The following is a 26,506-nucleotide window of genomic DNA, read 5'->3' as shown; positions in this document are numbered from 1 at the left end:
CTATAGGTGAAAGCGGGGGAGAACGGAATGAAGGTTTCGAAAGTTGTAACACGGCGGAGAATGCTGTGGACGCTGCTGGGACTGGCAGTGTTATTCGGTTCGCTGGTCGTGCGTCTTGCTTACGTGCAATTATCCCAAGGCGAGAAATTAAGTGACAAGGTAGAAGATTCCTTGCGCCGCAATATTCCTTTTACCGCCAAGCGTGGTGAAATTTTGGATCGTGAAGGAATACCGCTGGCCTATAATATCAGCACACCTACAGTTTATGCGGTGCCTGTGCAGGTAAAGGAGAAGGAAAAGACAGCGCAGCAACTGGCGCCTCTGCTTGGGATGACCGAGGAGAAGCTGATGAGCTTGCTGACTAAAAAATCAATGTCGGTGAAACTTCAGCCCGGCGGCCGCAAAATTACGATGGAACTTGCCGCGAGCATCCGTGATTTGCAGTTGCCGGGCATCGTTGTCGCTGAGGATAGCAAAAGGTATTATCCTTACGGCGATCTTGCCGCACACATCCTAGGCTTTACAGGTATTGATAACCAAGGGATTACCGGAGTCGAGAACATATACGACAATTTGCTTAAAGGCATAGCAGGCAATATTTCGTATTTGTCTGATGCAGGTGGAAGACTCATGCCTGGATCATCGGAGAAGTATTCTGCCCCTCAGGATGGACTTAATCTGCAATTGACGATTGATAAACAGATTCAATCCATTATGGAGCGCGAGCTTGATCAAGCTATGGTAAAATATCAGGCGCAGGGTGCTTGGGCTATAGCGATGAATCCGAAGAATGGTGAGATTCTGGCCATGGCTAGTAGACCTGGTTATGAACCGGGGCTATATAAGGAATATGATCCACAGATCTATAATCGGAATTTGCCCATTTGGATGACCTACGAACCTGGTTCGACGTTCAAAATCATCACACTGGCTGCAGCACTGCAAGAAGGGAAGGTAGACCTGCAAAATGATCATTTCTATGATCCTGGGTTTATCGAAGTGGCGGGTGCGAAGCTGCGCTGTTGGAAAAAAGGCGGCCATGGCAGCCAAACCTTTCTTCAGGTGGTTGAGAACTCCTGTAACCCTGGTTTTGTTGCTCTTGGGCAACGGCTGGGCAAAGAAACCCTCTTCAAATATATTCGTGATTTTGGTTTCGGCAGCAAAACGGGAATTGATCTAAACGGAGAATCTAATGGGATTCTGTTCAAGCTTAGTCAAGTTGGTCCGGTGGAGCTTTCGACTACGGCCTTCGGCCAAGGGGTCTCGGTTACACCTATCCAGCAGATTGCTGCGGTATCCGCGGCTATCAATGGTGGCAATCTCTATAAACCACATGTAACAAAATCATGGGTTAATCCTGAAACGGGAGAGACTGTATCAGAGGTGAAGCCTGAGCTTGTGCGGCAGGTCATTTCGGAGGAGACATCCAAGAAGGTGCGGGCAGCACTTGAGAGCGTGGTTGCCAAAGGCACGGGACGGCCGGCTTTTATCGACGGCTATCGTGTAGGTGGCAAGACGGGTACTGCACAGAAGGTTGTAAACGGACGTTATTCTCCGACAGAGCATATTGTTTCTTTTATTGGTTTTGCGCCGGCAGATGATCCACAGATCGTTGTCTACACTGCAGTGGATAATCCGAAAGGGATTCAATTTGGGGGTGTAGTTGCAGCTCCAATCGTGCAAAATATTTTGGAAGACTCACTGCACTATATGAAGGTTCCTGAACGCAGTGATCAGCTTCCAAAAACTTATAAGTATGGTGAAACTCCGATTGTGACCGTGCCTGACCTTACAGGTGCAACCGTACAAGATATCTATGAGGATTTAAATATGAATTTTAATCTGGCGCGTTCAGGCTCCGGCAATACGGTCATCAATCAGGCTCCGAAAGCTGGGGCAAGAGTAGAACAGGGCTCAACCATCAGGATTTATATGGGAGCTTCTAGTGAATAATGATAAAGGTATAAGGGTTCAGTTTGTATCCGAAAATGTAGAGTGAGGGATTACTATGAAAGTTAATGAATTATCTGCTTGTCTTGCCACTTCTCGTCTATATGGGGACGGGGAGGTGGAGATTACTGATCTTCAGACGGATTCCCGCCGTGTAAGTCCGGGTGATCTGTTTATCTGTTTACCGGGTCACACCGTAGACGGACATAAATTTGCGCCGCAAGCCGTAGCCTCTGGAGCATCTGCTATCGTATGTGAGCATAAGCTAGAGCTTGATATTCCACAGATCGTTGTGGATGACTGCCGTTTTGCGATGTCTGTCATGTCGAATGCATTCTTTGGCTCACCTAGCAGCCGAATGAGAATGATCGGGGTTACGGGTACAAATGGGAAGACAACAACGACTTATCTTATTGAGCGAATTATGCAAGACCAGAATATGAAGACGGGTCTGATTGGGACCATTCAAATGCGCTATGACGGCCAAAGCTATCCGATGTCAGGCACTACTCCAGAATCGCTAGATCTGCAGCGCTCGCTTCATGATATGGCATCCAAAGGTGTGGAGTGTTGTGTAATGGAGGTTTCCTCTCACGCGCTTCAGCAAGGACGTGTGAAGGGTGCGGACTTCCGTACGGCAATATTTACGAACTTAACCCAGGATCATCTGGATTATCATCATACAATGGAGGAGTATCGGGCGGTTAAAGGTCTCTTCTTCTCTAGACTAGGAAATGTGATCTCCCCTTGGAAAGAAGAACGTAAATATGCAGTACTTAATGCTGATGATGAAGCCAGCCATTATTTTGCAGCCCAAACTGCGGCGGAAGTGATTACATATGGCATTGATAACAACGCTAATGTCAGGGCTTCACAAATATCGATTACCTCAAAAGGAACTTTTTTTCATGTAGAAACGTTTAAGGGTGAGACGGACATTTCACTTCGTATGGTTGGCAAGTTCAATGTCTATAATGCACTTGCAGCAATTACGGCTGCACTGTTGGAAGATGTGTCATTGTCAGATATCAAGACTAGTCTTGAGGCGATTGATGGGGTAGCTGGACGGGTGGAGTCAGTGGATGAGGGGCAAGAATATGCCGTTATCGTTGACTATGCACATACACCAGACGGGCTGGAAAATGTATTAAGAACGGTCTGCGAATTTGCTACAGGAAAAGTGCTTACTGTGTTTGGCTGTGGAGGAGACAGAGATCGCACGAAACGCCCTTTAATGGGTAAGATAGCCGCAAAATATAGCGATATGGTGTTCGTAACCTCTGACAACCCTCGGACGGAGGACCCTGGGCTAATTCTGAAGGATATAGAAGCAGGATTAGTGGAGGATGGAGTTACCTCTGATCGATATCATATGATTGTTGATCGCCGTGAAGCGATTGGGAAGGCTATTGAAATGGCAAGCTCTGGCGATGTAGTATTGATTGCGGGGAAAGGTCATGAGACCTATCAACTAATTGGTGGAGTGGTTCACGATTTCGATGACCGCATCGTCGCTAAAGAAGTTATAAGGGGTCGAAGCTATTGATTACAAGAACACTGGGACAAATTGCTGTGATGTGCGCAGGTGAACTTCCTGCTGCCGAAGCTATGAATATACCTCTTACGGGCGTCGTTACTGACTCCCGTAAGATAACAACAGGCTGTCTATTTGTCCCTCTATCGGGTGACAAATTTGATGGTCATCATTATGCTGCTTCAGCTCTTGCTGCTGGTGCTGCAGGGACCTTGTGGCAGCGTGATAAAGGTCCTGCACCTGAGGGCGGCGGAGTCATTATTGTTGAAGATACGTTAGAGGCGCTTCAGAAGCTGTCCGCTGCGTACTTGAATGAGGTCGCTCCAAAGGTTGTCGCTGTCACGGGCAGCAACGGAAAAACTACGACAAAAGACATCATCATGGCCTTGCTCGAAATGCAGTACAAGGTGCATAAGACAGAGGGGAACTTCAATAATCATATTGGTCTTCCGCTTACGATTCTATCTATGGCTGAGGATACAGAGATTGCTGTTCTTGAAATGGGTATGAGCTCGCGGGGAGAAATTGCTCTGCTGGCTTCTTTGGCTAGACCTGATGTTGCAGTCATTACTAATATAGGCGAGTCGCATCTGCTGCAACTAGGATCACGCAAAGAAATTGCCCGTGCCAAGCTGGAGATAGTCGAAGGATTAAAGCCCGGTGGATTGCTAATTTATAACGGTGATGAACCGCTGCTGACTGAGGTAATGCAAGAGTCCACTTTTGAGGCTCCGGAGGGGATGGTATCCTTTCGTTTTGGCCTGAACGGGGATAATGATGATTATCCGACAGGGATGATGTCCCATAATGGTGGTATGACGTTTACGTCAAACCTTCATAAGGAACATGCTTTTACATTACCGCTGCCAGGTCAGCATAACGTTGTTAACGCGTTGGCTGCACTAGCGGTCGCTCGCCATTTTGAGGTAACGGATCAAAATGTAGAGAATGGGTTAAGTAAGCTCAAGTTGACGGGCATGCGGATTGAAGTGATTCGAGCTTCTTCCGGGCTTACACTTTTGAATGATGCTTATAATGCCAGTCCGACTTCTATGAAGGCGGCCATTGACGTGCTCCAAACTATGAAATGCAGTGGCAAAAAAATCGCAGTACTGGGGGACATGCTGGAACTAGGGCCGGATGAAATACAGTTTCATAAAGAAATTGGCTACTACCTTGACCCCGCAGTGACTGATTTTGTATATACCTATGGCCCATTGTCAGTCCATATTGCAGAAGCTGCGAAGGAAAGATTCGGTAACGAGCGTGTGCTGGCTTTTACAGATAAGTCAGAATTAACAGCTGCTCTTATCGAGAAATGCAGTTCTAAGGATATTGTTCTGTTCAAAGGATCTAGAGGGATGAGGCTTGAGGAAGTACTTCAGAGCCTTAATCAAGAGAATAAACAGACCTAAATAAATGGAGGGGGTGCACCCATGGATTATCAACTATTGTTATTGACTATTGCTGTTTCCTTTATCCTTGCGGTCATTGCCGCTCCGCTCTTCATTCCGCTTCTGCGCAGGATGAAATTCGGACAGCAGGTGCGAGATGACGGACCGCAATCCCATTTAAAGAAAGCGGGAACGCCAACGATGGGCGGTATCGTAATCATCGTGGCTTTTACATTGGCTTATCTGAAATTTTCTGTGGTAAATAACGATTTTTACGTACTACTAGTGGCTACGCTTGGTTTTGGACTGATCGGATTTTTGGATGATTATATCAAAATCGTATTCAAGCGTTCGTTGGGCCTTACTGCGCGTCAAAAATTGTTCGGACAGCTGTTGGTAGGTGCTGTAATGTGCGGTCTGCTAATTTCTGCTGGACATAGCACAAGTATCAGTGTTCCTGGAACTGACTTCAGCTTTGACTGGGGCGGCTTTTTCTACTATCCATTCATTATCATTATGATGATGGCCGTAACGAATGCTGTTAACTTTACTGATGGAGTAGATGGTTTGCTGTCAGGAGTAAGTGCTATTGCTTTGGCGGCTTATGCTGTTGTAGCTATGCAGGCGACCTCGATTGCAGCTGGAGTGTGCGCAGCGGCAATGATTGGGGCAGTTCTCGGGTTTCTGGTCTTTAACGCCCATCCAGCTAAGGTGTTCATGGGAGATACCGGATCATTTGGTATTGGCGGCGCGATAGGTGCAATTGCTATTGTCACGAAGAGCGAACTGCTGTTTCTTATCATTGGCGGTGTGTTTGTGGTGGAAATGTTATCTGTCGTGATACAGGTGGTCTCTTTCAAAACCCGTGGCAAACGTGTATTTAGAATGAGCCCGATTCACCATCATTTTGAACTTGGTGGCTGGTCGGAATGGCGTGTGGTAATTTCGTTCTGGGCGGTAAGTTTGGTATTAGCCGCTGTTGGACTATTTATTAGCAAGGGGTTGTAGCGAATGAAACATCCAGATATGTATCGTGGTGAAGAAGTTGTAGTTCTTGGGCTCGCAAAAAGCGGTGTCCAGGTTGCTAAAGTGCTGCATGATCGAGGCGCTGTAGTTACGGTGAACGATAAAAAGGAAAGAGATCAAAGTCCCGAAGCTTCCGAATTGGAATCTTTGGGAATTTGTGTTATAAGCGGTGGGCATCCGGATGGACTGATTCATGAAGGTGTAAGTCTGGTCATTAAGAATCCAGGCATTCCTTATTCTGCGCCTCCTGTGCAAAAGGCTCTTGAGCTTGGCATTGAAGTAGTTACAGAGGTAGAGGTTGCTTACCGTCTTTGTGCAGCGCCGATGATTGGCATCACGGGATCCAATGGCAAGACGACAACGACGACCTGGGTAGGTCAAATGCTGGAAGCTGCAGGTATGAATCCGATTGTTGCAGGTAACATTGGCACGCCTCTCTGTGAGGCTGCGCAAGAAGCTACAGAGGATAACTGGATGGTGGTCGAACTCAGCAGCTTCCAGCTCAAAGGTACGGAAACTTTCCGCCCCAAAATAGGTTGTTTGTTGAATATTGCGGAGACCCACCTGGATTATCATGGGAGCATGAAGGATTATGTCGATTCCAAAGCAAAGCTGTTCGCTAATCAAGTAGCTACGGATACGGCTGTGCTGAACTGGGACGATCCCTTTTGCCGGGAACTTGTGCCATATATGAAGGCTACTATTCTTCCGTTCTCTATGTCCGAGGAGCTCACTCATGGTGTGTTTGTTAGCCCGTCCTATATTACGGATCAAGACGACGATCTGAAGCGCCGGATCATCTACCGCGAATCTGCAGAACAAGAAACAATCATTGCTGATGTAGATTCCATTGGCCTTCCGGGGCGTTTCAACGTGGGAAATGCACTGGCTGCATGTGGCATTGCCATTGCTGCTGGAGCTGACCCTTCTTTATTGGGCGAAGTGCTTGCTTCGTTTCGCGGTGTGGAGCACCGGCTGGAGTATGTAGCTGATAAGGCTGGGGCCACTTATTATAATAATTCCAAAGCAACGAACTCCAAAGCGACGATTATGGCATTAACGTCCTTCAAACGCCCCGTAGTGCTGATCGCTGGCGGATTAGACCGTGGTTCCGATTATTTGGAGCTGCTGCCTGTCCTGAGCGGTCGTGTTAAAGCGCTAGTAGCGTTAGGGGAAACTAAGGACAAGCTAACGAATGTAGCGCAGCTGGCAGGATTAAAGCAGATTATCTCCGTCGATAATGGGGAGAGTGCCGCCGCCGTGCTTGAGCAAGCTGTGCAGGAAGCCTCCGCTCTGGCGGAAGAAGGAGATATCGTTCTTTTGTCTCCTGCCTGTGCAAGTTGGGATATGTTTACATCCTATGAAGAGCGCGGGCGTATTTTTAAAGAGGCGGTGCATAACCTTTAAGTAGGGGGGTGGATAAGCCCCATCCCTACTACGGATGCAAGAGGTGTGCTCCTGATGAACAAAACTCGTCATGCTCCCGATATTTGGTTGCTGATTCCTATTCTATCTTTGCTGGTGATCGGCATGGTGATGGTATACAGCGCCGGGTCCGTTCTGGGCTTCCGCAATTATGGAGATTCGTTTTACTTTGTAAAAAGACAGCTTTTGTTTGCAGGACTGGGACTAGTCGCAATGTTCGTTACGGCGAATACCGATTACAGGGTGCTGAAAAAGCTGGCTAAGCCGGCACTTCTGATCTGCTTTTTCTTACTTGTTATTGTGCTTATCCCCGGTATTGGTGTAGTACGTGGGGGCGCGCGCAGTTGGCTAGGAATTAGCTCTTTCGGGATTCAGCCTTCCGAGTTCATGAAGATGGGGATGATTCTATTCTTAGCCAACTGGCTAGGAAAAGAGGAATACGACATCACCTCCTTCACACGCGGCTTGCTCCCACCGCTTGCGCTCATTGGGTCAGCCTTCGCGCTGATCATGCTGCAGCCGGATCTGGGTACAGGCACTGTTATGTTTGGTGCAGCCTTGATGATGGTCTTCACAGCTGGGGCTAGAATGAAGCATTTACTTTCACTTGGCGTAGCTGGAGCGGCAGGGTTTGTTGCTTTGATTGCAGCAGCGCCTTACCGGCTGCAGCGGATTACCGCTTTTCTTGATCCTTGGTCCGACCCCCTTGGTGCAGGCTACCAGATTATTCAGTCGCTATATGCGATCGGTCCTGGGGGGCTCGGTGGTCTCGGATTAGGAATGAGTCGGCAGAAGTACAGTTATGTTCCTGAGCCACAAACTGATTTTATTTTTTCTATATTGGCCGAGGAGCTGGGGTTTATCGGTGGTTTGGCTGTGTTGATCCTATTTCTTATTCTAATCTGGCGCGGGATGAAGGTGGCGATGAGTCTGCCTGACCGTTTTGGAAGCTATCTGGCCGTTGGTATCGTCTGTATGGTGGCTGTGCAAGTCATTATTAATATTGGTGTTGTTATCGGTCTAATGCCTGTAACAGGCATCACGCTTCCTCTGATTAGCTATGGCGGATCTTCGCTTACACTGATGCTGACATCCCTTGGCATTCTATTGAACTTATCCCGTTTTGCGAGGTGAAAGAGATGCGTATCGTATTAAGCGGCGGAGGCACGGGTGGACATATCTATCCTGCGCTCGCTGTTGCTAGGCAAATGGAGTTGGAAGATAGCAAATCTACCTTCCTGTATATAGGTGGATCGCGTGGCTTAGAGAGTAAGCTTGTTCCACAAGAAAATATCCCTTTCAAATCTATTGACATCACCGGTTTTCGGCGCAAGCTGTCCATAGACAACGTCAAGACCGTGATGCGTTTCTTGAAGGGTGTTAAGGCTTCCAAAGAAATGTTAAGAGAATTCAAGCCAGATGTTGTGATTGGAACAGGCGGTTATGTATGTGGTCCGGTTGTTTATGCTGCATCCCGGTTAGGTATTCCTACTTTGATCCATGAACAAAATGCTATACCAGGTTTAACCAATCGCTTTTTGAGTCGGTATGCGAGTACGGTTGCCGTAAGTTTTGAAGGCACAGAGTCCTCTTTTCCGGGGAGCAAGCATGTGATTTATACTGGTAACCCACGTGCTACAACAGTTACTACAGCAAGTCCGCAACGAGGATTCGCATCGCTGGGTATTTCGGATGGCAGTACTGTAGTTTTGGTGGTTGGAGGCAGCCAGGGAGCTAAGGCTATTAATAGAGCCATGATTGAAATGGCCCCATTAGTGGGTAAGGGTAATGGTGTTCATTATGTGTATGTTACTGGTGAACCCTATTTTGAAGAGACCCGGGTGGAATTGCGTCAAAAGCTGGGTAGCTTACCAAACTGGTTGCATGTACTTCCTTATGTTCATAATATGCCAGAGGTGTTGGCTTGTACCTCTTTGATCGTTAATCGGGCTGGAGCATCTTTTCTCGCTGAGATTACAGCGCTGGGTATTCCCTCTGTACTCATTCCTTCTCCTAACGTGACTAACAACCATCAGGAAGCGAATGCAAGACAGCTGGAACGTGAGGGTGCTGCTGTGGTGCTGCTTGAGAAAGATTTAAACGGCACGGCTCTTTATGAGGTGGTTCAAAAAATCATCGGAGCAGAAGCAGTGCGTGAGCAGATGTCCGCGGCTTCCAAGCGACTCGGCAAAAGAGATTCTGCAGCAGTGATCACAAGCGAGCTCAGAAGACTTACAGGTAAGAAGTCTTAAGAAATCCTCTTTTTCTATATGGGTTTTCCTTATTGGCAGCTCTCTGTCACACACTTGGAGGAACGAACATAGGATAATCCTATAATCGTGACAATCACCCAGGACACTTCCAAACCTGAGATGTAGTGCAGGATATTCTTGAAATATAAGAAAGTATAAGTTTCACGTTATACATTATCCTTATATTTCTCGCTTAAACGCCTATCGTCCTTATAAAGGACGCCGAAGACGTTTATACTTGTACATTTCATATGAGCTTGTAACGGAAGTGTTTGTGGTGGGTGAGCGGTAATCTCGGAGGTGATACATTGGACAAATTGGTGATTGAGGGTGGAAATCCCCTGTCAGGCACCATTCGTATCCATGGAGCAAAAAATGCGGCGCTGCCGATTCTAGCGGCAAGCCTGCTGGCCGAAGGAGTTCACTCACTGCATAATGTGCCGAAGCTGCTGGACATCGAGACTATGCTAGACATCCTAGATCGGCTGGGCTGCAGGTGCGTGCATCAAGAGGATACGGTGACGATAGATACGTCTGCCGTCGGGACATCTCATATCCCTGAGGATTTAATGCGGCAGATGAGATCTTCTATTTTTCTAATGGGACCGCTGTTATCCAGATTTGGAGAGGTAACGATCTATCAGCCAGGGGGCTGTGCAATCGGAGAGCGTAAAATCGATCTTCATCTACAAGGGCTTAAGGCGCTTGGTGCGGAGATCGAAGAGAGCAATGGACGAATATTCTGTCGAGGCTCTAAGCTTATAGGGAGTGATATTCATCTCGACTATCCAAGTGTAGGGGCAACGGAGAATATTATGATGGCTGCCGCAAAGGCAGAGGGTACAACAACGATATCGGGGGCAGCGAGAGAGCCGGAGATACAGGACTTGCAGCAATTTTTGAATAGTATGGGTGCTCAGATTATAGGTGCAGGTACGGACACCATTACGATTCAAGGTGTTAAGAACCTGTATCCCTGTACGTACGAGGTGATACCTGACCGGATTGTGGCTGGAACCGTAATGATTGCGGCGGCGGCTACACGGGGGAATGTGACTTTGACACATGCCAACGCGGGGCATCTGACTTCGCTTATTCATGTGCTCAAGCGGGCTGGTGTTCAAATCACAGTGTGCAATGATATAATTAATGTCAGTTGTATGGGGCGCCCGCGTGCTGTTGAGAGAATTGTGACTTCTCCTTATCCTTCTTTCCCAACAGATCTGCAATCTCAGGTCATGGTGCTGTTGTCTCTTGCCGATGGCTTCAGTGTAATCAAAGAGACGGTGTTTGAGGGACGATTCAAGCATGTTGAAGAAATGGCTCGGATGGGCGCTGATATTTCTATCGATTTGAATCGTGCGTTTATACGCGGTGTTCAGAGATTGTATGGTGCTACTGTGGAAGCTACTGATTTGCGTGCTGGTGCTGCTCTGGTCATTGCTGGTCTTGCTGCACAAGGGACTACAGTCGTTGAGCAAGCACACCACATTGACCGTGGGTATGATGGAATAGAGATGCTGTTTCAGAAGCTTGGCGCGCGTATAAGCCGCAAGGTACCCATACCGGATCCACTTGATTTGGCCAATTAAAGCTCCCTGTCTCCTTCAGTTCTAGCTAGGAAGGAGACAGGGCCTTATTACGGAGATATGAGAATGACAACAACCCGATTACCTCTTCTTAAAGAGGACAAGCCTAAGAAAAAAATGAGCCGTAAAATTACGGCGATCCTGCTGCTATTGTTCACTGCGCTTCTTGCTGTGATTTTTTTTAGATCGTCTATTAGTCACATTACAGTGATAGATTTTCAGGGAAGCAAGTATTCTACTAGTGAAGAATTACTCTCGCAAAGTGGAATTCATATAGGTGGACAATTCTTTGCTGTTTCTACGAAAGATGTGGAACAATCTCTGTTAGAGCTTAAGACGGTTAAGAATGTGACCGTCAAGAAGGATTTCCCCGGGGTAATCACAGTGAAGATTGAAGAATTCCCTGCGGTGGCCTATGAACTGGAACAGGGGGGCGTCTTAAAGGCGATTCTGTCGAGTGGGGCAGCGGTGTCTATTAATGAGACTGGTATTGCTGTAGAGAAGCCTATATTAACTAACTGGGATCCAGCCGATCCTAATAAGGCTATCCTATGTCAAACGCTAGGAAGTATTGCTAATGAGTTGACAAGTGATATTTCTGAGATTGTTCCCTCACCAACTTTGTCATTTCCAGACCGTATCAAGCTCTATACAAGATCCCGTTTCGAGGTGATTACATCTATCTCTTTATTGAAGAGCAAAGTGTCCTATTTGAATCAGGTAATAGAGACCAAGGAGCCTGGACTTATCACGATGCTTGAAGCCGACTCGTATGTTCCTTTTCAGGTCGAAAGTGAGGAGCAAAAGGGCGATGAGCAAAAAGATGTGCAAGAGTAGAGTAGAGGTCAATAGTCCCTACTAATAGAGTTGAAAAAATGCTACAATCGGATTTACGGGCAAGAAGCTATATCCCTCTTTTTTCTTCGATTTTTTTGAAATATAATGCTTTATGTGGTTGTAAATGTTCAAATAACCAAAAAAAGGCTTATATTTCTTGTGATATTTGTCATTCTTATAAAAATTTATGATTAACTATTCACATTAAGGGATGTTGGAATATTATTCCGTTCAAAAAATTTGTAGAAAAAAGAGGGAAAGGGTTAGGTATGTTGAATATGTACAGAGAAGTTTCCCGGGACAGGGATAAGGTTATGCAAATTATTTCGATTATAACAGGAGGTGCCATAGGACTTGAGCAACAATGACATCATTGTTAGTTTGGACATCGGTACATCCAAAGTTCGGGCAATAATTGGGGAAGTTACCAATGGAACCTTTAATATTATTGGCGTTGGATCTGCTGATTCGGAAGGAATACGTAAAGGCGCGATTGTAGATATCGACCAAACTGTGCAATCGATCAAAAGTGCTATAGATCATGCAGAGCAAATGGTGGGTATTCAAATATCAGAGGTTTATGTAGGCATTTCCGGTAATCATATTGGCCTGCAATCCAGCCACGGTGTCGTGGCCGTTCAGAATGAGGATCGTGAAATCGGTGAGGATGATATCGATCGCGTTATTAAAGCTGCGGAAGTCATCGCAATGCCTCCGGAGCGAGAAGTGATTGATGTTGTTCCTAAACAATTTATCGTCGATGGTCTCGAAGGTATTCAGGACCCGCGCGGGATGATTGGCGTTCGTCTTGAAGTTGACGCAACCATCATTACGGGTGCTAAGACGCCAATACATAATCTACTACGCTGTGTTGAGAAATCAGGACTGAAAGTGAAGGATCTTGTGCTGATGTCTCTTGGAGCTGGTGGATTGGCGCTATCCAAGGACGAGAAATCGATGGGATCTGTTCTGGTTGATATCGGTGCCGGGTCGACAACGATCGCCATATACGAAGAAAGTTCCCTTTGTGCAACCTCCACGATTCCGATCGGAGGAGAATTTGTAACTAATGACATTGCATACGGACTACGTACACTTACTGATCAAGCGGAGAAAGTAAAGCTGAAGTATGGTTGCGCATGGATTGACGATGCAGCTTCTGACGTTGTCTTCAAAGTGCTGCGCATTGGCAGTAACGTGGAGAAGGAATTTAACCAAGAGGACTTAGCGGCAATTATCGAGCCACGGGTGCAAGAAATCTTCCATCTGATTAAACAGGAAGTGAAACGGCTTGGTTACAGTGAACTGCCTGGAGGTTATATACTAACGGGTGGAACTGTCTCGATGCCTGGCGTATTAAAAGCGGCTCAGACTGAGCTGGCCGCATCTGTGCGCATTGCTGTACCGGATTATATCGGTGTGCGGGACCCTGGGTTTACCGGAGGTGTCGGTATCCTGCATAATGTTGTCCGTAGCTTCCGTGGAAGAAGTAGTGGCGGAAGCAGCAACAAAAAGACGGTCAACCGGAGTAAGCAGAACGCTGCTCCAAATCAGGAAACGGTTCAGAAGACCGGGTTTGTCGAGCGTCTAAAGAACATGTTCAGCGAGTTTATATAAGTGTAAGTCCAGATATACTTGGACTGGCCATCCAAGCACATTGAGGGGGAGATGGAACAATATGTTAGAATTTGATTTTGAAATGGAGAGCTTGGCGCAAATAAAAGTCATCGGCGTGGGCGGCGGCGGTAGTAATGCTGTCAACCGGATGATTGAAAATGGCGTTCAGGGTGTAGAATTTATTACGGTTAATACAGACGCCCAAGCGTTGCATATGGCCAAATCGGAGCACAAGCTGCAAATCGGGGACAAGCTGACCCGCGGGTTGGGTGCAGGAGCTAATCCTGAAGTCGGTAAGAAGGCAGCGGAAGAATCCCGTGACTTGATCTCTAATACCCTTAAGGGCGCAGATATGGTGTTTGTTACTGCAGGGATGGGTGGCGGTACTGGAACAGGTGCAGCACCAGTTATAGCTGAAATTGCTAGAGAGTGTGGAGCCTTGACTGTGGGTGTAGTTACTCGCCCGTTCACTTTTGAAGGAAGAAAACGATATAACCAGGCAATGCTTGGAATCGAAGCTTTGAAAGAAAAAGTCGATACGCTAATCGTCATTCCAAATGACCGTTTGCTTGAGATCGTTGATAAGAAAACACCGATGTTGGAAGCTTTCCGTGAAGCAGATAATGTTCTCCGGCAGGCTGTTCAAGGTATCTCTGACCTAATTAAGGTTCCTGGTCTGATTAACCTTGACTTTGCGGATGTAAAGACGATTATGACAGAGCGCGGTTCAGCGCTTATGGGTATTGGTATTGCAAATGGTGAGAACCGTGCGTCTGAAGCAGCACGTAAAGCCATTATGAGTCCCCTCTTGGAAACGTCTATTGAAGGCGCCCGCGGCGTAATCATGAATATTACGGGAGGATCCAACCTCTCTCTATATGAAGTTAATGAAGCGGCTGAGATCGTTACATCCGCCTCTGATCCTGAAGTGAATATGATCTTTGGTGCGATTATTGATGAAGGCCTGAAGGATGATATCAAAGTAACAGTAATTGCTACTGGCTTTGAACATAAACCATCGCCTGAAACTCCAGGACGTCGTCCGGTCTCGACGAATAACGAGCCTGCGGCAGCACCGGATAAGAGTTCAGCTAATTTACGTCCTTTCGGCAATCAGAGTTCTTCTGACCAGCTCGATATTCCGACGTTCCTGCGTAATCGGACTCGGGGCAACAACGATTAATTAAAGAGAATTAAGATTATATGAGAACACCGTATCGCTTAGCTGATTAGCTATGGCGGTACGGTGTTTTTTTTGCATACATGTAAGTAAGGATCGATCAAGAGAGTCAACAGCATGGTGTGGCTCACAGATGTCCATGGTTGGCTAAACGTTAACGATAACTGGAAACCGCCAAGCGCCGTCCGGTGGCGAATCCTGCCAATCTGCAGCTTTTCTTGCACCAGAAAATGATTTCTAGCCAAAAGTAAGGATAAAGCTATATATTTGCAGTTTTAAAGAATTTCCATAAAGAAGGAATAAATCCTCACGCGCTATAACTCGACAAAAAAACCGCAAGAATGCCCCCCAAGTTTAGACAGACTTTGAATGCGAGACTTTCTATACTAATCATATCGTCCAAAAAACAGAGCCTGATCCATTTTGGCTACAGGATAGATTCCGCCATTAAGCAGGTGAATGCACTGGTTGTTTATATTGACTTGATATTCGCCGCCAATCTAGTGATCGACGGAATTCTTTTGTGGCTGACAGGCTGGATGGTTAAGCTGAGAATCTCATGGTGGCGTTTAATCCTCTCAGCACTTGTTGGCGCACTGTATGTGGTGATGATGTTTGTACCGGAACTGTCTTTCATGTATACCTTCCTTATTAAGTTTGGATTGTCGGTGGTTATGCTATGGATTGCCTTTGGTTTTGGGAGTCTGCAAAGCTACCTTCGCACTATGGGAGCTTTCTATATTATCAATTTTGCAGCTGCGGGTGGGATCGTTGGTATTCACTATTTGCTGCAGAGCTCCAGCGAGATTTGGAATGGTATTATGTTCACCGCTTCAGGAGGGCATGCTTACGGCTTAAAGATCGGCTTTTGGTTTGTCATTGCGGTATTTCCCCTGGTGTTAATCTGCTTCAAGGCAGTGCAATCTTCACGAATCAGAAGGGAGCAGCTTGAAACCTATATCGGTGAGGTGGTTGTTGAAATTGATGGGGTAAGTGTTTCCTGTCCTGGCCTGTTAGACACAGGTAACCGGCTCTGTGACCCTTTGACTCGCATTCCGGTGATGGTGATGGAATCGACGCTATGGGAGGGGTATCTGCCTGCTGCATGGAAAGGGAGACTCACTCAGGATGGTGCGGACAGACTTTTGCTAGAAACGGACGGGCAGTCGTTCGCCTGGCAGGATAGGATGCGGCTAGTACCTTATAGGGGGATTAACCGAGGGTCATCATTTATGCTCGCACTGAAGCCTGACCTTGTAACGATAAAGCTTGGTGAAGATACCTTTTATAGTAAAAGAGTCTTAATTGGGCTGGATGGCGGGACACTGTCTGGAGATGGAGCCTATCGGGCGATCATTCATCCGGATTTAACTCAAGGAGAGAGCACTACTGATGCAGCACTACCTTCCTAATCTTAAATCTAGCTGAGCTAAACTTTTGAGGGCTGAAAGCGGGAATTGAAAGCTTCATATGCGAACCGTGTACTTCTTGGAGGAGGAACAATAATGATCAAATGGAAAATTGCTCTGCAGCTGCAATATTACCGCATGCTGTTTCTACTGGGGCTGAAGAGTCAGGAAATCTATTATATTGGCGGGAGCGAGGCTCTTCCTCCACCGCTGACACGGGAAGAAGAAGAGTATCTGCTTCAGCGGCTATCCAGCGGTGATGCAGCTGTTCGTGCCATGCTGATTGAGCGTAACCTGCGCCTCGTAGTATATATCGCTCGCAAATTTGAGAATACCGGAATCAATATTGAAGACCTGGTTTCGATAGGGGCTATCGGATTAATCAAGGCGGTGAACACATTTGATCCCGAGAAAAAAATAAAACTAGCTACGTATGCATCTCGCTGCATAGAGAATGAAATTTTGATGTATTTGCGGCGTAATAGTAAGACACGGAGTGAGGTTTCTTTTGATGAACCTCTTAATATTGATTGGGATGGTAATGAGCTGCTGCTCTCAGACGTATTAGGAACTGAAAATGATACCATTTACCGAAACATTGAAGAACAGGTCGATCGCAAGCTGCTGCAGAAGGCGCTGGAAAAGCTGAGCGAACGAGAAAGACTCATTATGGAGCTGCGATTCGGACTGCGTGGAGGCGAAGAAAAGACACAAAAAGATGTGGCGGATCTGCTTGGTATTTCCCAATCTTACATTTCTCGTCTGGAGAAACGAATTATTAAGCGGCTACGTAAGGAGTTTAACAAGATGGTGTAGGGTGAAATTAGCAAGGAATAAAATGGCCAGCCCGGGAGATAATGTACAGTAATGTTTCTCCTTGGGAGGTAAATCATCATGACCCGAAATAAAGTCGAGATTTGCGGTGTGGATACTGCTAAGCTGCCTGTTCTAACGAACGTGGAAATGCGGCAACTGTTCACTTCGCTGCAGCAGCAGGGCGAGCGATCCGCCAGAGAGAAATTGGTAAATGGTAATCTTAGGCTCGTTCTAAGTGTTATCCAGAGGTTTAATAACAGGGGAGAATTTGTTGACGATTTGTTTCAGGTGGGCTGCATCGGTCTGATGAAAGCCATCGATAATTTCGATTTATCACAAAACGTTAAGTTCTCCACATATGCGGTTCCGATGATTATTGGTGAGATCCGCCGCTACTTGCGTGATAACAACCCAATACGAGTATCGCGTTCACTCAGAGACATTGCTTACAAGGCGCTGCAGGTACGCGATAGTCTGACCAATCAGAATTCGCGGGAACCGACGATATTCGAAATTTCTGAAGCGCTTGGTGTACCGAAGGAAGATGTAGTCTTTGCCCTTGATGCTATTCAGGATCCAGTGTCCTTATTCGAACCGATCTATCATGACGGTGGCGATCCTATTTATGTAATGGACCAGATTAGCGATGATAAGAATAAGGATGTGTCGTGGATCGAAGAAATCGCCTTACGTGAAGCGATGCGAAAGCTAGGTCAGCGGGAGAAACGAATTTTATCCATGCGGTTTTTCGAAGGAAAGACTCAAATGGAGGTCGCAGATGAGATTGGTATCTCACAGGCACAGGTCTCACGCCTAGAGAAATCTGCGATTCAGCAAATGCAAAAGCATGTGAAGTCTTAAATCGTCTGAAATGAGGAGATATCTAGAATCCGTTTAAGGATTCTAGGTGATCTCCTCTTTTTATGGTTTCAGGAAGTATATACTTGTGGGGATTTTTCATGCATGTGGCCAAGCTTTCATAACATATATTGGACTGTAGGTCTGATTGTACAGGGGTGGTGAAATGAACGAGGATTATGTAGGATCAGCTAAAAAAATGAAAATCTCTGATTTTCAGACTAAGGACGTTATTAACATTGTGGACGGTAAGCGGCTGGGCCAAATCAGCGACTTGGAGCTTGATTTACGCCGTGGTGTTATTGATGCCATCGTAATTCCCGGATACACTCGGTTTATGGGATTGTTCGGAGGTGGAACAGATCTGATTATTCCATGGCGAAATATTGTCAAAATCGGGTCTGATGTAGTGCTTGTGAAGATTGAGGAATCAAGAATGCCTCAAGGGCAGGACGAGCGGGAGACGATGTATCTGGAACGAGGGGAACGAGGGGACCGAAGCGAACGGCGCACTTATTAATTAGGTGCGTTTTTTGTTTTTTTATAAAAAGATTCGAAATGACATAGCTTAAAAAGTTAATAAATTGAGCTTTCTAGCTTAATCGGCATTTTGTGGGGGTATTTACATGTGGTACACTAAGGCGGAGGTGAGGAAATGGAACCGTTTGTGCAGGGAAAGGAAACACTTATGCTGCTCCATCTGGAGCCTTGGCGTGTGAAGCATAAAGAAATTACAGCAGGTTTTACCGGTAGACAGGGAGGGGCTAGCAAAGAGCCTTATGACAGCCTGAATTGTGCATTTCATGTTGGGGATGCTCCAGATGATGTTTTAAAGAATCGTAGGGCACTTGCTGAAGCGCTTGATTTCAAGCCGGAAGCTTGGACCTGTGGAGAACAAACCCATGGAGCAGAAATAGCAGTGGTAAGGGAAGCTGATCGTGGTCGTGGGCAAAAGGATAGAGCCTCGGCATTTCAGGCAACGGATGGTTTACTTACGGATGTACCGGGAGTTTTGCTGACTTCTTTTTATGCGGATTGCGTGCCTCTTTACTTTTATGATCCAGTGCATCAAGTCGTCGGTCTTGCGCATGCCGGTTGGAAGGGAACTGTGGCCCAGATTGCAGCCGCCATGGTGAGTAAAATGGAGAACATTTACGGAAGCCATCCGCAGGACATTATTGCAGCGATCGGACCGTCCATTGGCGACTGCTGTTATGAGGTGGATGATTATGTGATGGAGCATGTTCGCCAATTGGAGGATGAGCTGAGCAAGCTGACAGAAACAGCTGACACTGTAGGTCTATACAGAACATCTGACACAGATAAGAACAAATACATGCTAAACTTGAAAGAAATGAATCGACGCATTATGATTAAAGCAGGAATCTTGCCGACTCATATCGAATGTACATCTTGGTGTACAAGCTGTAATCAGGATTTGTTCTTTTCTTATCGTAAAGAAAATGGGGTTACAGGTAGGATGACGAGCTGGATCGGAATAAAGGAGAGTTGAAAGTTGGCTTTAACACTGCAGGAGAGAATTGCTGAGGTAGAGGAACGTGTAGCACGTGCCTGCGCGGCAAGCGGCCGGGATCGAAATGACGTCAAGGTAATCGCAGTGACGAAATATGTTTCTCTGGAAATGGTGTCCTCCGTACTTACGGCAGGCCTAGAGCATATTGCCGAGAGTCGCTGGCAGGATGCTGAGCATAAATGGAAGGTTTTAGGGGACCAAGGGACATGGCATTTTATCGGGCATTTGCAAACCAATAAGGTTAAAGACGTTATTGGCAAGTTTCAATATATACACTCTTTGGACCGGATATCCCTGGCACAAGAATTACACAAAAAGGCGATTGCCGCAGATCAAGAAGTGAATGTCTTTCTTCAAGTGAACATCTCTGGAGAAGATACGAAATTTGGTCTGTCGCCTGAGGCAGTACCTGGATTTTTACGTGAAATTGCTAGTCTCGACCGTGTAAAAGTAATTGGACTAATGACAATGGCGCCTTTAGAAGGTGATCCGGAGCTTACCCGTCCTGTATTTCGCGGACTTCGTGAGCTGCGCGATGAGCTCAATCAACTTGCTTTGACACCTGAGCCGATTACGGAGCTATCGATGGGAATGTCGAATGATTTTGAGGTAGCGATACAGGAAGGAGCTACCTGGGTACGCCTAGGTACGGTGTTAGTAGGCCATTAGGAGGGATCGTGATGAGCGTTATGAACCGATTTATGAGTTTTTTGGGCTTGCAGGAGGAAGAAGAAGTTGTGGAGCGGGAGCAAATCCACGAAGAGGATGAGTATGAGCCAGCCCCTGTCGAAACCCGCAAAAATCAAAGGGGCAACGTTGTCAGTATCCATTCGCAGAAGAATGTAAAAGTTGTACTTTATGAGCCACGTTCGTACGATGAGGCTCAGGAAATTGCGGACCATCTCCGTTCTCACCGGACGGTAGTGATCAATCTTCAGCGTGTTCGCAATGATCAAGCGATGAGAATTATTGACTTTTTAAGTGGAACTGTTTATGCCCTTGGGGGAGGAATCTCTAAAATTGGGGGCAATATATTTATGTGCACGCCAGATACCGTTGAAATTCAAGGTGCTATCACGGAAATCCTCGGTGACGATCCAGAATATAACAGAATGAGGTGAATGAGCTTTGCTCCAAATTGATTCGATTATTGATATGCTTTTCAATATTTATTTTTACATGATTATTTTCTATGTACTGATGTCGTGGTTGCCAAACGTTCGTGATAATTTTATTGGTGAACTGCTAAGCAAGCTTGTTGAACCGTATTTAACACCATTTCGTCGGTTTATTCCGCCACTCTTCGGTACGCTTGATATTTCCCCGATCATTGCACTACTCGTCTTGGAATTTGCGGCAGGTGGACTCAAATCCATTTTGCACTTAATTTTTTAGGCAGAAGTGATGAAGACGGAAGTTTACGGGCATTTTCATCCCGATGAAAGACAATTTGTGGACAAGGCTTGGGAATGGGTTACCCATGCCGGAGAATATCATGAGACGAAACTGACCGAATTTCTAGACCCGCGCCAAGGCTTTATTCTGCAAAGTCTCGTCAACCGCCATCCTGATGTAATTGTCAGATGGGAGGGGGGGCATGCAGAGGCAGAACGAAAGCGAGCGCTCGTTGCTCCCGATTATCGTGATCTGGATCAAGAGGATATGGAGCTGAAGGTTCTTGCGATAACCTCTGGTGAACAGAAGTTTCTGGCGCTTGAGCATGGGGATTACATGGGTGCTATTCTAGGGCTCGGAGTAAAACGCGGTAAAATCGGGGACATTCATGTTCTGGATGATGGCTGTCATGTGGTGGTAGCTGCAGATATTGCGGATTATCTAGCTATGAATTTAACTGGAGTACACCGGATACAGGTGAGTACGGAGGTATTGCCACTTTCTTCCTTGCGTAATAGTGAGGTGAAGCTGGAAATGATGGATTTGACTGTAGCGTCCCTACGATTGGATGGCATTGCCGCAGATGTAACACGGCTTAGCCGCAGCAAAATTCTTGCTCCCATCAAGGCTGGACGCGTTCGGGTAAATTGGAAAGTGGAGGAAGACCCTTCCTGCGGACTTAAAGATGGTGACATGGTATCTATTCAAGGATTCGGTCGTTTCAAGGTTTTAGAAGTCGGTAGTTTGACGAAAAAGGGCCGATACCGTGTTCGAATTGGTAAATTTGTGTGAATCCCTTGCAGGAATCCGGCTTTACTTGTCGAAATTGATTATTTCGAGGGAATCAAACATTTTTAAAGCAGGACGCCGATATTTTATAGAAGAGGCGAACCATGAATGGCAGTTGGATCGTCGATATATATCCTCTGCCTTTACTTGAAGTACAGTCTTTCTTCTTTGTCTGCTGCACAGGTATGGTTCAGAGACTTAGAAGGTCCGAAATTTCTAGGAGGTGCACAGCATGCCATTAACACCGCTCGATATACATAACAAGGAGTTCTCTCGGAGACTTCGCGGTTATGATGAGGACGAGGTCAACGAATTTCTGGATCAAGTAATTAAAGATTACGAAAGTGTTATCCGTGAGAACAAAGAGCTGCAGAATCAGCTTTTGTCCATTCAAGAGCGTTTGGATCATTTTGTGAACATTGAAGAGAGTTTATCGAAGACGATCTTAGTCGCTCAGGAAGCGGCAGATGATGTGAAGAACAACTCCAAGAAGGAATCGCAGCTTATTATCAAGGAAGCGGAAAAGAACGCAGATCGGATTATTAACGAAGCGTTATCCAAATCCCGTAAAGTTGCTATTGAGACTGAAGAGTTGCGCAAGCAAGCTTCAATCTATCGTACTCGTTTCCGGACATTGGTGGAAGCTCAGCTGGAGCTGTTGTCACAGGATGACTGGAATGCCTTGGAGAGTCGTGAGGCGAGCGAGAACGTAACTTTTAAGGATGATGTTCTACATCGTATCTAATCATTGTGATGAATGCTGATTTGGTTTGTGAGTAGGAAGGATTTTGGACTTTTATAATTTCAAACCAGAATTGGCTAAATAGAGGGGGTTATTCCCTCTATTTTTATTTTCCGTTAAAATCGATCATAATAAAGGATCTTCCGCCATCGCAGGTATGCTCCTATTTGCGGATTTGGCAAGCGGTTGTTGACATTTAGACTCAAAAAGTCTATAAATAGAACATATCTGTATAATGTTTATATGTATTCGATGACGGGACAAGTACGACAAGGTAACGTTCTCCAGAGAGTCGGCGATTGCTGAGAGCCGATTGTTCGAACCCTGCCGGAAGATCTTCCCCTAGAAGTTAAGCTGAAGCGTTGATCGTGCGTAAGCTTAGCCGTCTGCCGGACGTTACACCGGACCTGTGCATGAGATTTACGCGCGGGACTGAGATTGTGCTGAATACACTCCCCTTAAGGATGTGCTCATGCGCAGAATTAGGGTGGTATCGCGAGCGTCGTCTCGCCCCTTTGGGGGTGGGATGACGCTTATTTTGTTGTTCCGGGGCGGGCCATCCCCCTAAATCCCCCTTGCTAAGGGGGACCCCAAGGGCTGCCGCCCTCTGGACACCCGCAAAGTAAAGCCTCGTGCAAATGGGTACGGTGGTGGAAGCGAACGGACTCATGTGGCTGAAGGAGCGGCCCTTCTTAGGCTCCCCTGGCGGGTTCGCCTGCGGGGCCTTCACGGCAAAAGCGGTGAGCGACCAGCTGCGCAAGATCGCGAATTGGCCCCCCGAGCCCCTGCTGCCCTGCGGGATCGCGGCTCGGGTGCCAAGAACAAAAGCACGTGCGACCAGCTGTGCAAGGTCGCTCAGAGACTAAATCATGAAAGGATTGACCATCACATGCAAAAAGTAGATGTCAGAGAAAAAGCGCGGGCAAGAGATGTCCGCATACTGAAGAAATGGAGCGACGAAAATACGTTCCGCAAATCCATGGAGAACCGTGAAGGACGTCCGAACTATGTATTTTACGAAGGTCCTCCTACAGCGAACGGTGCACCGCATATCGGGCACGTGCTGGGCCGTGTAATCAAGGATTTCATCGGTCGTTACCAAACGATGAAAGGCTATCGTGTGGTACGTAAAGCGGGCTGGGATACACATGGTCTTCCAGTAGAGCTAGGCGTGCAAAAGAAGCTTGGGATCTCCGGTAAACAAGAGATCGAAGAATATGGTGTAGAGAAATTCATTCAGGAATGTAAAGACAGCGTCTTCGGCTACGAGAAGCAATGGCGCGAGTTTACAGAGGGTATCGGATACTGGACGGATTTAGATAATCCTTACGTAACCTTGGATAACACATATATCGAAAGCGTGTGGAACATCTTGGCTACGGTGCATGACAAAGGGTTGCTCTATCGCGGACACCGCGTTAGCCCTTACTGCCCAAGCTGCCAGACTACCCTAAGCTCCCACGAAGTAGCTCAAGGCTACAAAACCGTCAAGGATCTTAGTGCGACTGCAAAGTTCAAACTGGATGACAGTGGAGACTACGTACTAGCTTGGACGACTACACCTTGGACATTGCCAGCGCACATGGCTTTAGCCATGAACCCTGACATGGATTATGTACGTGTACAACAAGAAGATGGTGTGTACATCGTTGCTAAGAATTTGGTGGAAGAAGTAATGAAAGGCGAGCACACCGTCCTTTCGACACATAAAGGTTCCGAGTTTATCGGCAAAACTTACGCTCCTCCTTTCGGATACATCAAAGCAGAGAAAAGCAATGTCATCGTAGGTGCTTCCTTCGTTACAGATTCCAGCGGTACAGGGATCGTACACATGGCACCAGCGCATGGTGAAGATGACTACAAGACTTGCCGCGAGAACGGTATCAGCTTCGTAAACGTGGTTGATAATTCCGGTAAGTATACCGATGTAGTGTCTGATTTTGCCGGGCGCTTCGTAAAAGATTGCGATTTGGATATCGTTAAAGCTTTGTCTGAAAAAGGATTACTTTACGGTAAAGAAAAATACGAGCACAGCTATCCGTTCTGCTGGCGTTGTGATACACCGCTCTTGTATTACGCAACAGACAGCTGGTTCATCAACACTACAGCGATCAAGGATCAGCTCATTGCTAACAACAACAGCGTAAATTGGTACCCTGAGCATGTACGCGAAGGCCGTTTTGGTAAGTTCTTGGATGAACTGGTGGACTGGAATATCAGCCGTAATCGTTACTGGGGTACACCGCTTAATGTTTGGGTATGTCAAGAAACGGGCAAAGAGTTCGCTCCACACAGCATTGAAGAACTGAGAGCGATGGCAATTGGTGATGTGCCTGAGGATATCGAGCTGCATAAGCCTTTTGTAGATAAGATCAAGCTACGTAGTCCTTTCAGTGAAGGTGCAGAGATGGTTCGCACACCGGAAGTTATCGACGTTTGGTTTGACAGTGGTTCAATGCCTTTTGCCCAAAGCCACTATCCATTTGAGAACGAAGATAAGCTGAATGATCAGTATCCAGCGGATATGATCTGTGAAGGGATCGACCAGACCCGTGGATGGTTCTATAGCTTGCTAGCAGTATCTACCTTGTTTAAAGGTAAAGCACCATATAAAGCGGTAATCGCTACAGGCCATATCCTCGACGAGAACGGTCAAAAAATGTCCAAATCCAAAGGCAATGTTATTGATCCTTGGGAAATCATGAATGAATACGGAACGGATGCTTTCCGTTGGGCGATTCTGTCTGACAGTGCACCGTGGAACAACAAACGGTTCTCCCGTGGTCTTGTAGGGGAAACCAAATCTAAAGTTGTAGATACACTGGTGAATACACATGCGTTCTTGACGCTTTATGCAGGCATCGATGGTTACGATCCAGCCGATCATCCTTTTAAAGTATCCGAACATAAGCTGGACCGCTGGATTCTATCCCGTCTGAACAGCTTGATTCTTTTGGTAGATAAAGGACTTGCGGTAAATGACTTCGTAAACACGTCCAAAGCGATTGAGAACTTTGTGGATGAGCTCAGTAACTGGTATATCCGTCGTTCCCGTGACCGTTTCTGGGGGAGTGGTCTAGGTGAAGATAAGCTGGATGCTTATCGTACACTGACCCATGTGCTTTTGACGACAGCCTCTTTGATGGCTCCATTTACACCGATGTTGTCTGAAGATATCTTCACGAACCTTGGCGGCGGAGAAAGCGTGCATTTAGCAGATTATCCGGTTGCTGATGAGAACTTGATCGATAAAGAGCTGGAAGAGGATATGGAAAGTGCAAGACAGATCGTTGAGCTGGCGCGTAACGTGCGTAACGAAACAGGCATTAAGAATCGTCAACCACTGTCTGAACTGATCGTTTCGATGAACCGTGACTTCCATTTGTCTGAGTATGAAGAGATCATCAAAGAAGAGATCAACATCAAGAACATCGTGCTGGAGACTAGTGATAGCGGATTTGTGGATTTCACACTTAAGCTGAATCTTAAGGTTGCCGGTAAAAAATACGGTAAAAACGTTGGCTTCCTGCAAGGCTTCCTGAAAGCTCTGGATAGTGACTCTACCCGCAAAGCGGTACAAGATGGCTCAATCACGATTGCGTCGCCAGAGGGAGAAGAGCTTGTAATCACTTCCGAAGAGCTACTCGTTGAAAAACAAGCCAAAGCAGGTTTCGCCGCAGCTTCTGGATATGGAATTACGGTTGCGCTCAATACCGAAATCACGCCTGAGCTTGAACAAGAAGGCTGGGTTCGTGAGATCATTCGTGCGGTTCAAGACTACCGTAAACGTCTGGATCTGCCGATCGAGAAACGGATCGCACTCACGCTGAATGTAGACGATGAGCTTAAAGCAGCAGTTACAGCATTTGAGAATGTATTGCGAGACAATGTACTTGTGACTACGGTTGATTTTGGCGGAGAACACGCTTTTGAAACGGTAGATGTTGGTGGTAAATCTATCGGTATCCATATTGGAGCGTAAATCTGCATTACCTGTCCCAAAACAGCATATACTAGCGGCACAAGTGTAAACGGAGAACTTCTGTTTATGCGGGAAATATAGTCTTTATATTTCGCCCGCAAAAAATAACGAGCCTCGTGCTCAAGGAGATTCATTCTCTTTGACCGGGCTCGTTTACTTTGTGGGCGAGTATAGACG

22 protein-coding genes and 1 other annotated feature are annotated in these 26,506 nt (G+C 46.5%); all 22 genes read left to right on the top strand.

Annotated features, from left to right (window positions below; all coding sequences use genetic code 11):
• Positions 1–27: 27 nt before the first annotated feature.
• The 22 genes from ACDZ28_RS31920 (at position 28) to ileS (ending at position 26,329) form a co-directional block, all read left to right on the top strand.
• Positions 28–1,953 (top strand): stage V sporulation protein D, encoded by a 1,926-nt coding sequence (locus ACDZ28_RS31920; protein WP_076117275.1) that lies wholly within the window; start codon positions 28–30, stop codon positions 1,951–1,953.
• Between the two features lie 55 nt (positions 1,954–2,008).
• Entirely contained in the window at positions 2,009–3,496 is a 1,488-nt protein-coding gene (locus ACDZ28_RS31915) for a UDP-N-acetylmuramoyl-L-alanyl-D-glutamate--2,6-diaminopimelate ligase (protein ID WP_076117273.1), read from the top strand.
• Positions 3,496–4,899 carry a UDP-N-acetylmuramoyl-tripeptide--D-alanyl-D-alanine ligase gene (gene murF / locus ACDZ28_RS31910; protein ID WP_339291440.1) on the top strand — a complete coding sequence of 468 codons (1,404 nt, stop codon included), beginning with the start codon at positions 3,496–3,498 and terminating at the stop codon, positions 4,897–4,899. Before ACDZ28_RS31915 ends, murF begins: the two co-directional genes overlap by 1 nt.
• Before the next feature lie 21 nt (positions 4,900–4,920).
• On the top strand, positions 4,921–5,886 hold the full coding sequence (mraY, locus tag ACDZ28_RS31905) for a phospho-N-acetylmuramoyl-pentapeptide-transferase (RefSeq protein WP_042130241.1): 966 nt from the start codon (positions 4,921–4,923) through the stop codon (positions 5,884–5,886).
• A 3-nt stretch (positions 5,887–5,889) separates the two neighbouring features.
• On the top strand, positions 5,890–7,311 hold the full coding sequence (gene murD, locus ACDZ28_RS31900; RefSeq protein WP_341114471.1) for a UDP-N-acetylmuramoyl-L-alanine--D-glutamate ligase: 1,422 nt from the start codon (positions 5,890–5,892) through the stop codon (positions 7,309–7,311).
• 54 nt (positions 7,312–7,365) lie between these two features.
• Positions 7,366–8,463, top strand: a complete 1,098-nt coding sequence (gene spoVE, locus ACDZ28_RS31895) for a stage V sporulation protein E (protein ID WP_042130238.1) — start codon at positions 7,366–7,368, stop codon at positions 8,461–8,463.
• A gap of 5 nt (positions 8,464–8,468) precedes the next feature.
• Positions 8,469–9,581, top strand: a complete 1,113-nt coding sequence (gene murG, locus ACDZ28_RS31890) for an undecaprenyldiphospho-muramoylpentapeptide beta-N-acetylglucosaminyltransferase (protein WP_341114470.1) — start codon at positions 8,469–8,471, stop codon at positions 9,579–9,581.
• 308 nt (positions 9,582–9,889) lie between these two features.
• Positions 9,890–11,173: a UDP-N-acetylglucosamine 1-carboxyvinyltransferase gene (murA, locus tag ACDZ28_RS31885; protein WP_042130234.1), complete on the top strand. Its 1,284-nt coding sequence runs from the start codon at positions 9,890–9,892 to the stop codon at positions 11,171–11,173.
• A 63-nt stretch (positions 11,174–11,236) separates the two neighbouring features.
• Positions 11,237–12,007 carry a cell division protein FtsQ/DivIB gene (locus ACDZ28_RS31880; protein WP_042130232.1) on the top strand — a complete coding sequence of 257 codons (771 nt, stop codon included), beginning with the start codon at positions 11,237–11,239 and terminating at the stop codon, positions 12,005–12,007.
• Between the two features lie 354 nt (positions 12,008–12,361).
• Entirely contained in the window at positions 12,362–13,624 is a 1,263-nt protein-coding gene (ftsA, locus tag ACDZ28_RS31875) for a cell division protein FtsA (RefSeq protein WP_076117264.1), read from the top strand.
• Between the two features lie 61 nt (positions 13,625–13,685).
• Positions 13,686–14,807 (top strand): cell division protein FtsZ, encoded by a 1,122-nt coding sequence (ftsZ, locus tag ACDZ28_RS31870; RefSeq protein WP_042130228.1) that lies wholly within the window; start codon positions 13,686–13,688, stop codon positions 14,805–14,807.
• 461 nt (positions 14,808–15,268) lie between these two features.
• A complete protein-coding gene (spoIIGA, locus tag ACDZ28_RS31865) occupies positions 15,269–16,216 on the top strand; it encodes a sigma-E processing peptidase SpoIIGA (RefSeq protein ID WP_375105458.1) in 948 nt (315 codons plus the stop codon).
• 93 nt (positions 16,217–16,309) lie between these two features.
• On the top strand, positions 16,310–17,029 hold the full coding sequence (gene sigE, locus ACDZ28_RS31860; protein ID WP_375103692.1) for an RNA polymerase sporulation sigma factor SigE: 720 nt from the start codon (positions 16,310–16,312) through the stop codon (positions 17,027–17,029).
• A gap of 78 nt (positions 17,030–17,107) precedes the next feature.
• The gene (sigG, locus tag ACDZ28_RS31855; RefSeq protein ID WP_036683631.1) at positions 17,108–17,890 is read left to right on the top strand and encodes an RNA polymerase sporulation sigma factor SigG; all 783 of its coding nucleotides are present in this window, start codon (positions 17,108–17,110) and stop codon (positions 17,888–17,890) included.
• A gap of 163 nt (positions 17,891–18,053) precedes the next feature.
• Positions 18,054–18,407 (top strand): YlmC/YmxH family sporulation protein, encoded by a 354-nt coding sequence (locus tag ACDZ28_RS31850; protein ID WP_042130223.1) that lies wholly within the window; start codon positions 18,054–18,056, stop codon positions 18,405–18,407.
• A 135-nt stretch (positions 18,408–18,542) separates the two neighbouring features.
• On the top strand, positions 18,543–19,400 hold the full coding sequence (gene pgeF, locus ACDZ28_RS31845; RefSeq protein WP_375103691.1) for a peptidoglycan editing factor PgeF: 858 nt from the start codon (positions 18,543–18,545) through the stop codon (positions 19,398–19,400).
• Between the two features lie 3 nt (positions 19,401–19,403).
• Positions 19,404–20,090, top strand: a complete 687-nt coding sequence (locus ACDZ28_RS31840; RefSeq protein WP_339287656.1) for a YggS family pyridoxal phosphate-dependent enzyme — start codon at positions 19,404–19,406, stop codon at positions 20,088–20,090.
• 11 nt (positions 20,091–20,101) lie between these two features.
• Positions 20,102–20,542, top strand: a complete 441-nt coding sequence (locus ACDZ28_RS31835) for a cell division protein SepF (RefSeq protein WP_042130218.1) — start codon at positions 20,102–20,104, stop codon at positions 20,540–20,542.
• Positions 20,543–20,576: 34 nt separating this feature from the next.
• Positions 20,577–20,816: a YggT family protein gene (locus ACDZ28_RS31830; protein WP_042132388.1), complete on the top strand. Its 240-nt coding sequence runs from the start codon at positions 20,577–20,579 to the stop codon at positions 20,814–20,816.
• 9 nt (positions 20,817–20,825) lie between these two features.
• Positions 20,826–21,608, top strand: coding sequence for an RNA-binding protein (locus ACDZ28_RS31825; RefSeq protein WP_375103690.1), 783 nt, complete (start codon positions 20,826–20,828; stop codon positions 21,606–21,608).
• Positions 21,609–21,837: 229 nt separating this feature from the next.
• The gene (locus tag ACDZ28_RS31820; protein ID WP_042130215.1) at positions 21,838–22,350 is read left to right on the top strand and encodes a DivIVA domain-containing protein; all 513 of its coding nucleotides are present in this window, start codon (positions 21,838–21,840) and stop codon (positions 22,348–22,350) included.
• 240 nt (positions 22,351–22,590) lie between these two features.
• Positions 22,591–22,865 (top strand) — a binding site (T-box leader).
• 371 nt (positions 22,866–23,236) lie between these two features.
• Positions 23,237–26,329 (top strand): isoleucine--tRNA ligase, encoded by a 3,093-nt coding sequence (ileS, locus tag ACDZ28_RS31815; RefSeq protein WP_375103689.1) that lies wholly within the window; start codon positions 23,237–23,239, stop codon positions 26,327–26,329.
• Positions 26,330–26,506 lie beyond the last annotated feature (177 nt).

This window comes from Paenibacillus sp. RS8 (assembly GCF_041956825.1).
GTDB lineage: Bacteria > Bacillota > Bacilli > Paenibacillales > Paenibacillaceae > Paenibacillus_AQ.
Note: the sequence above shows the minus strand (reverse complement) of the source record. Positions and strands in the feature narration are given on the sequence as shown.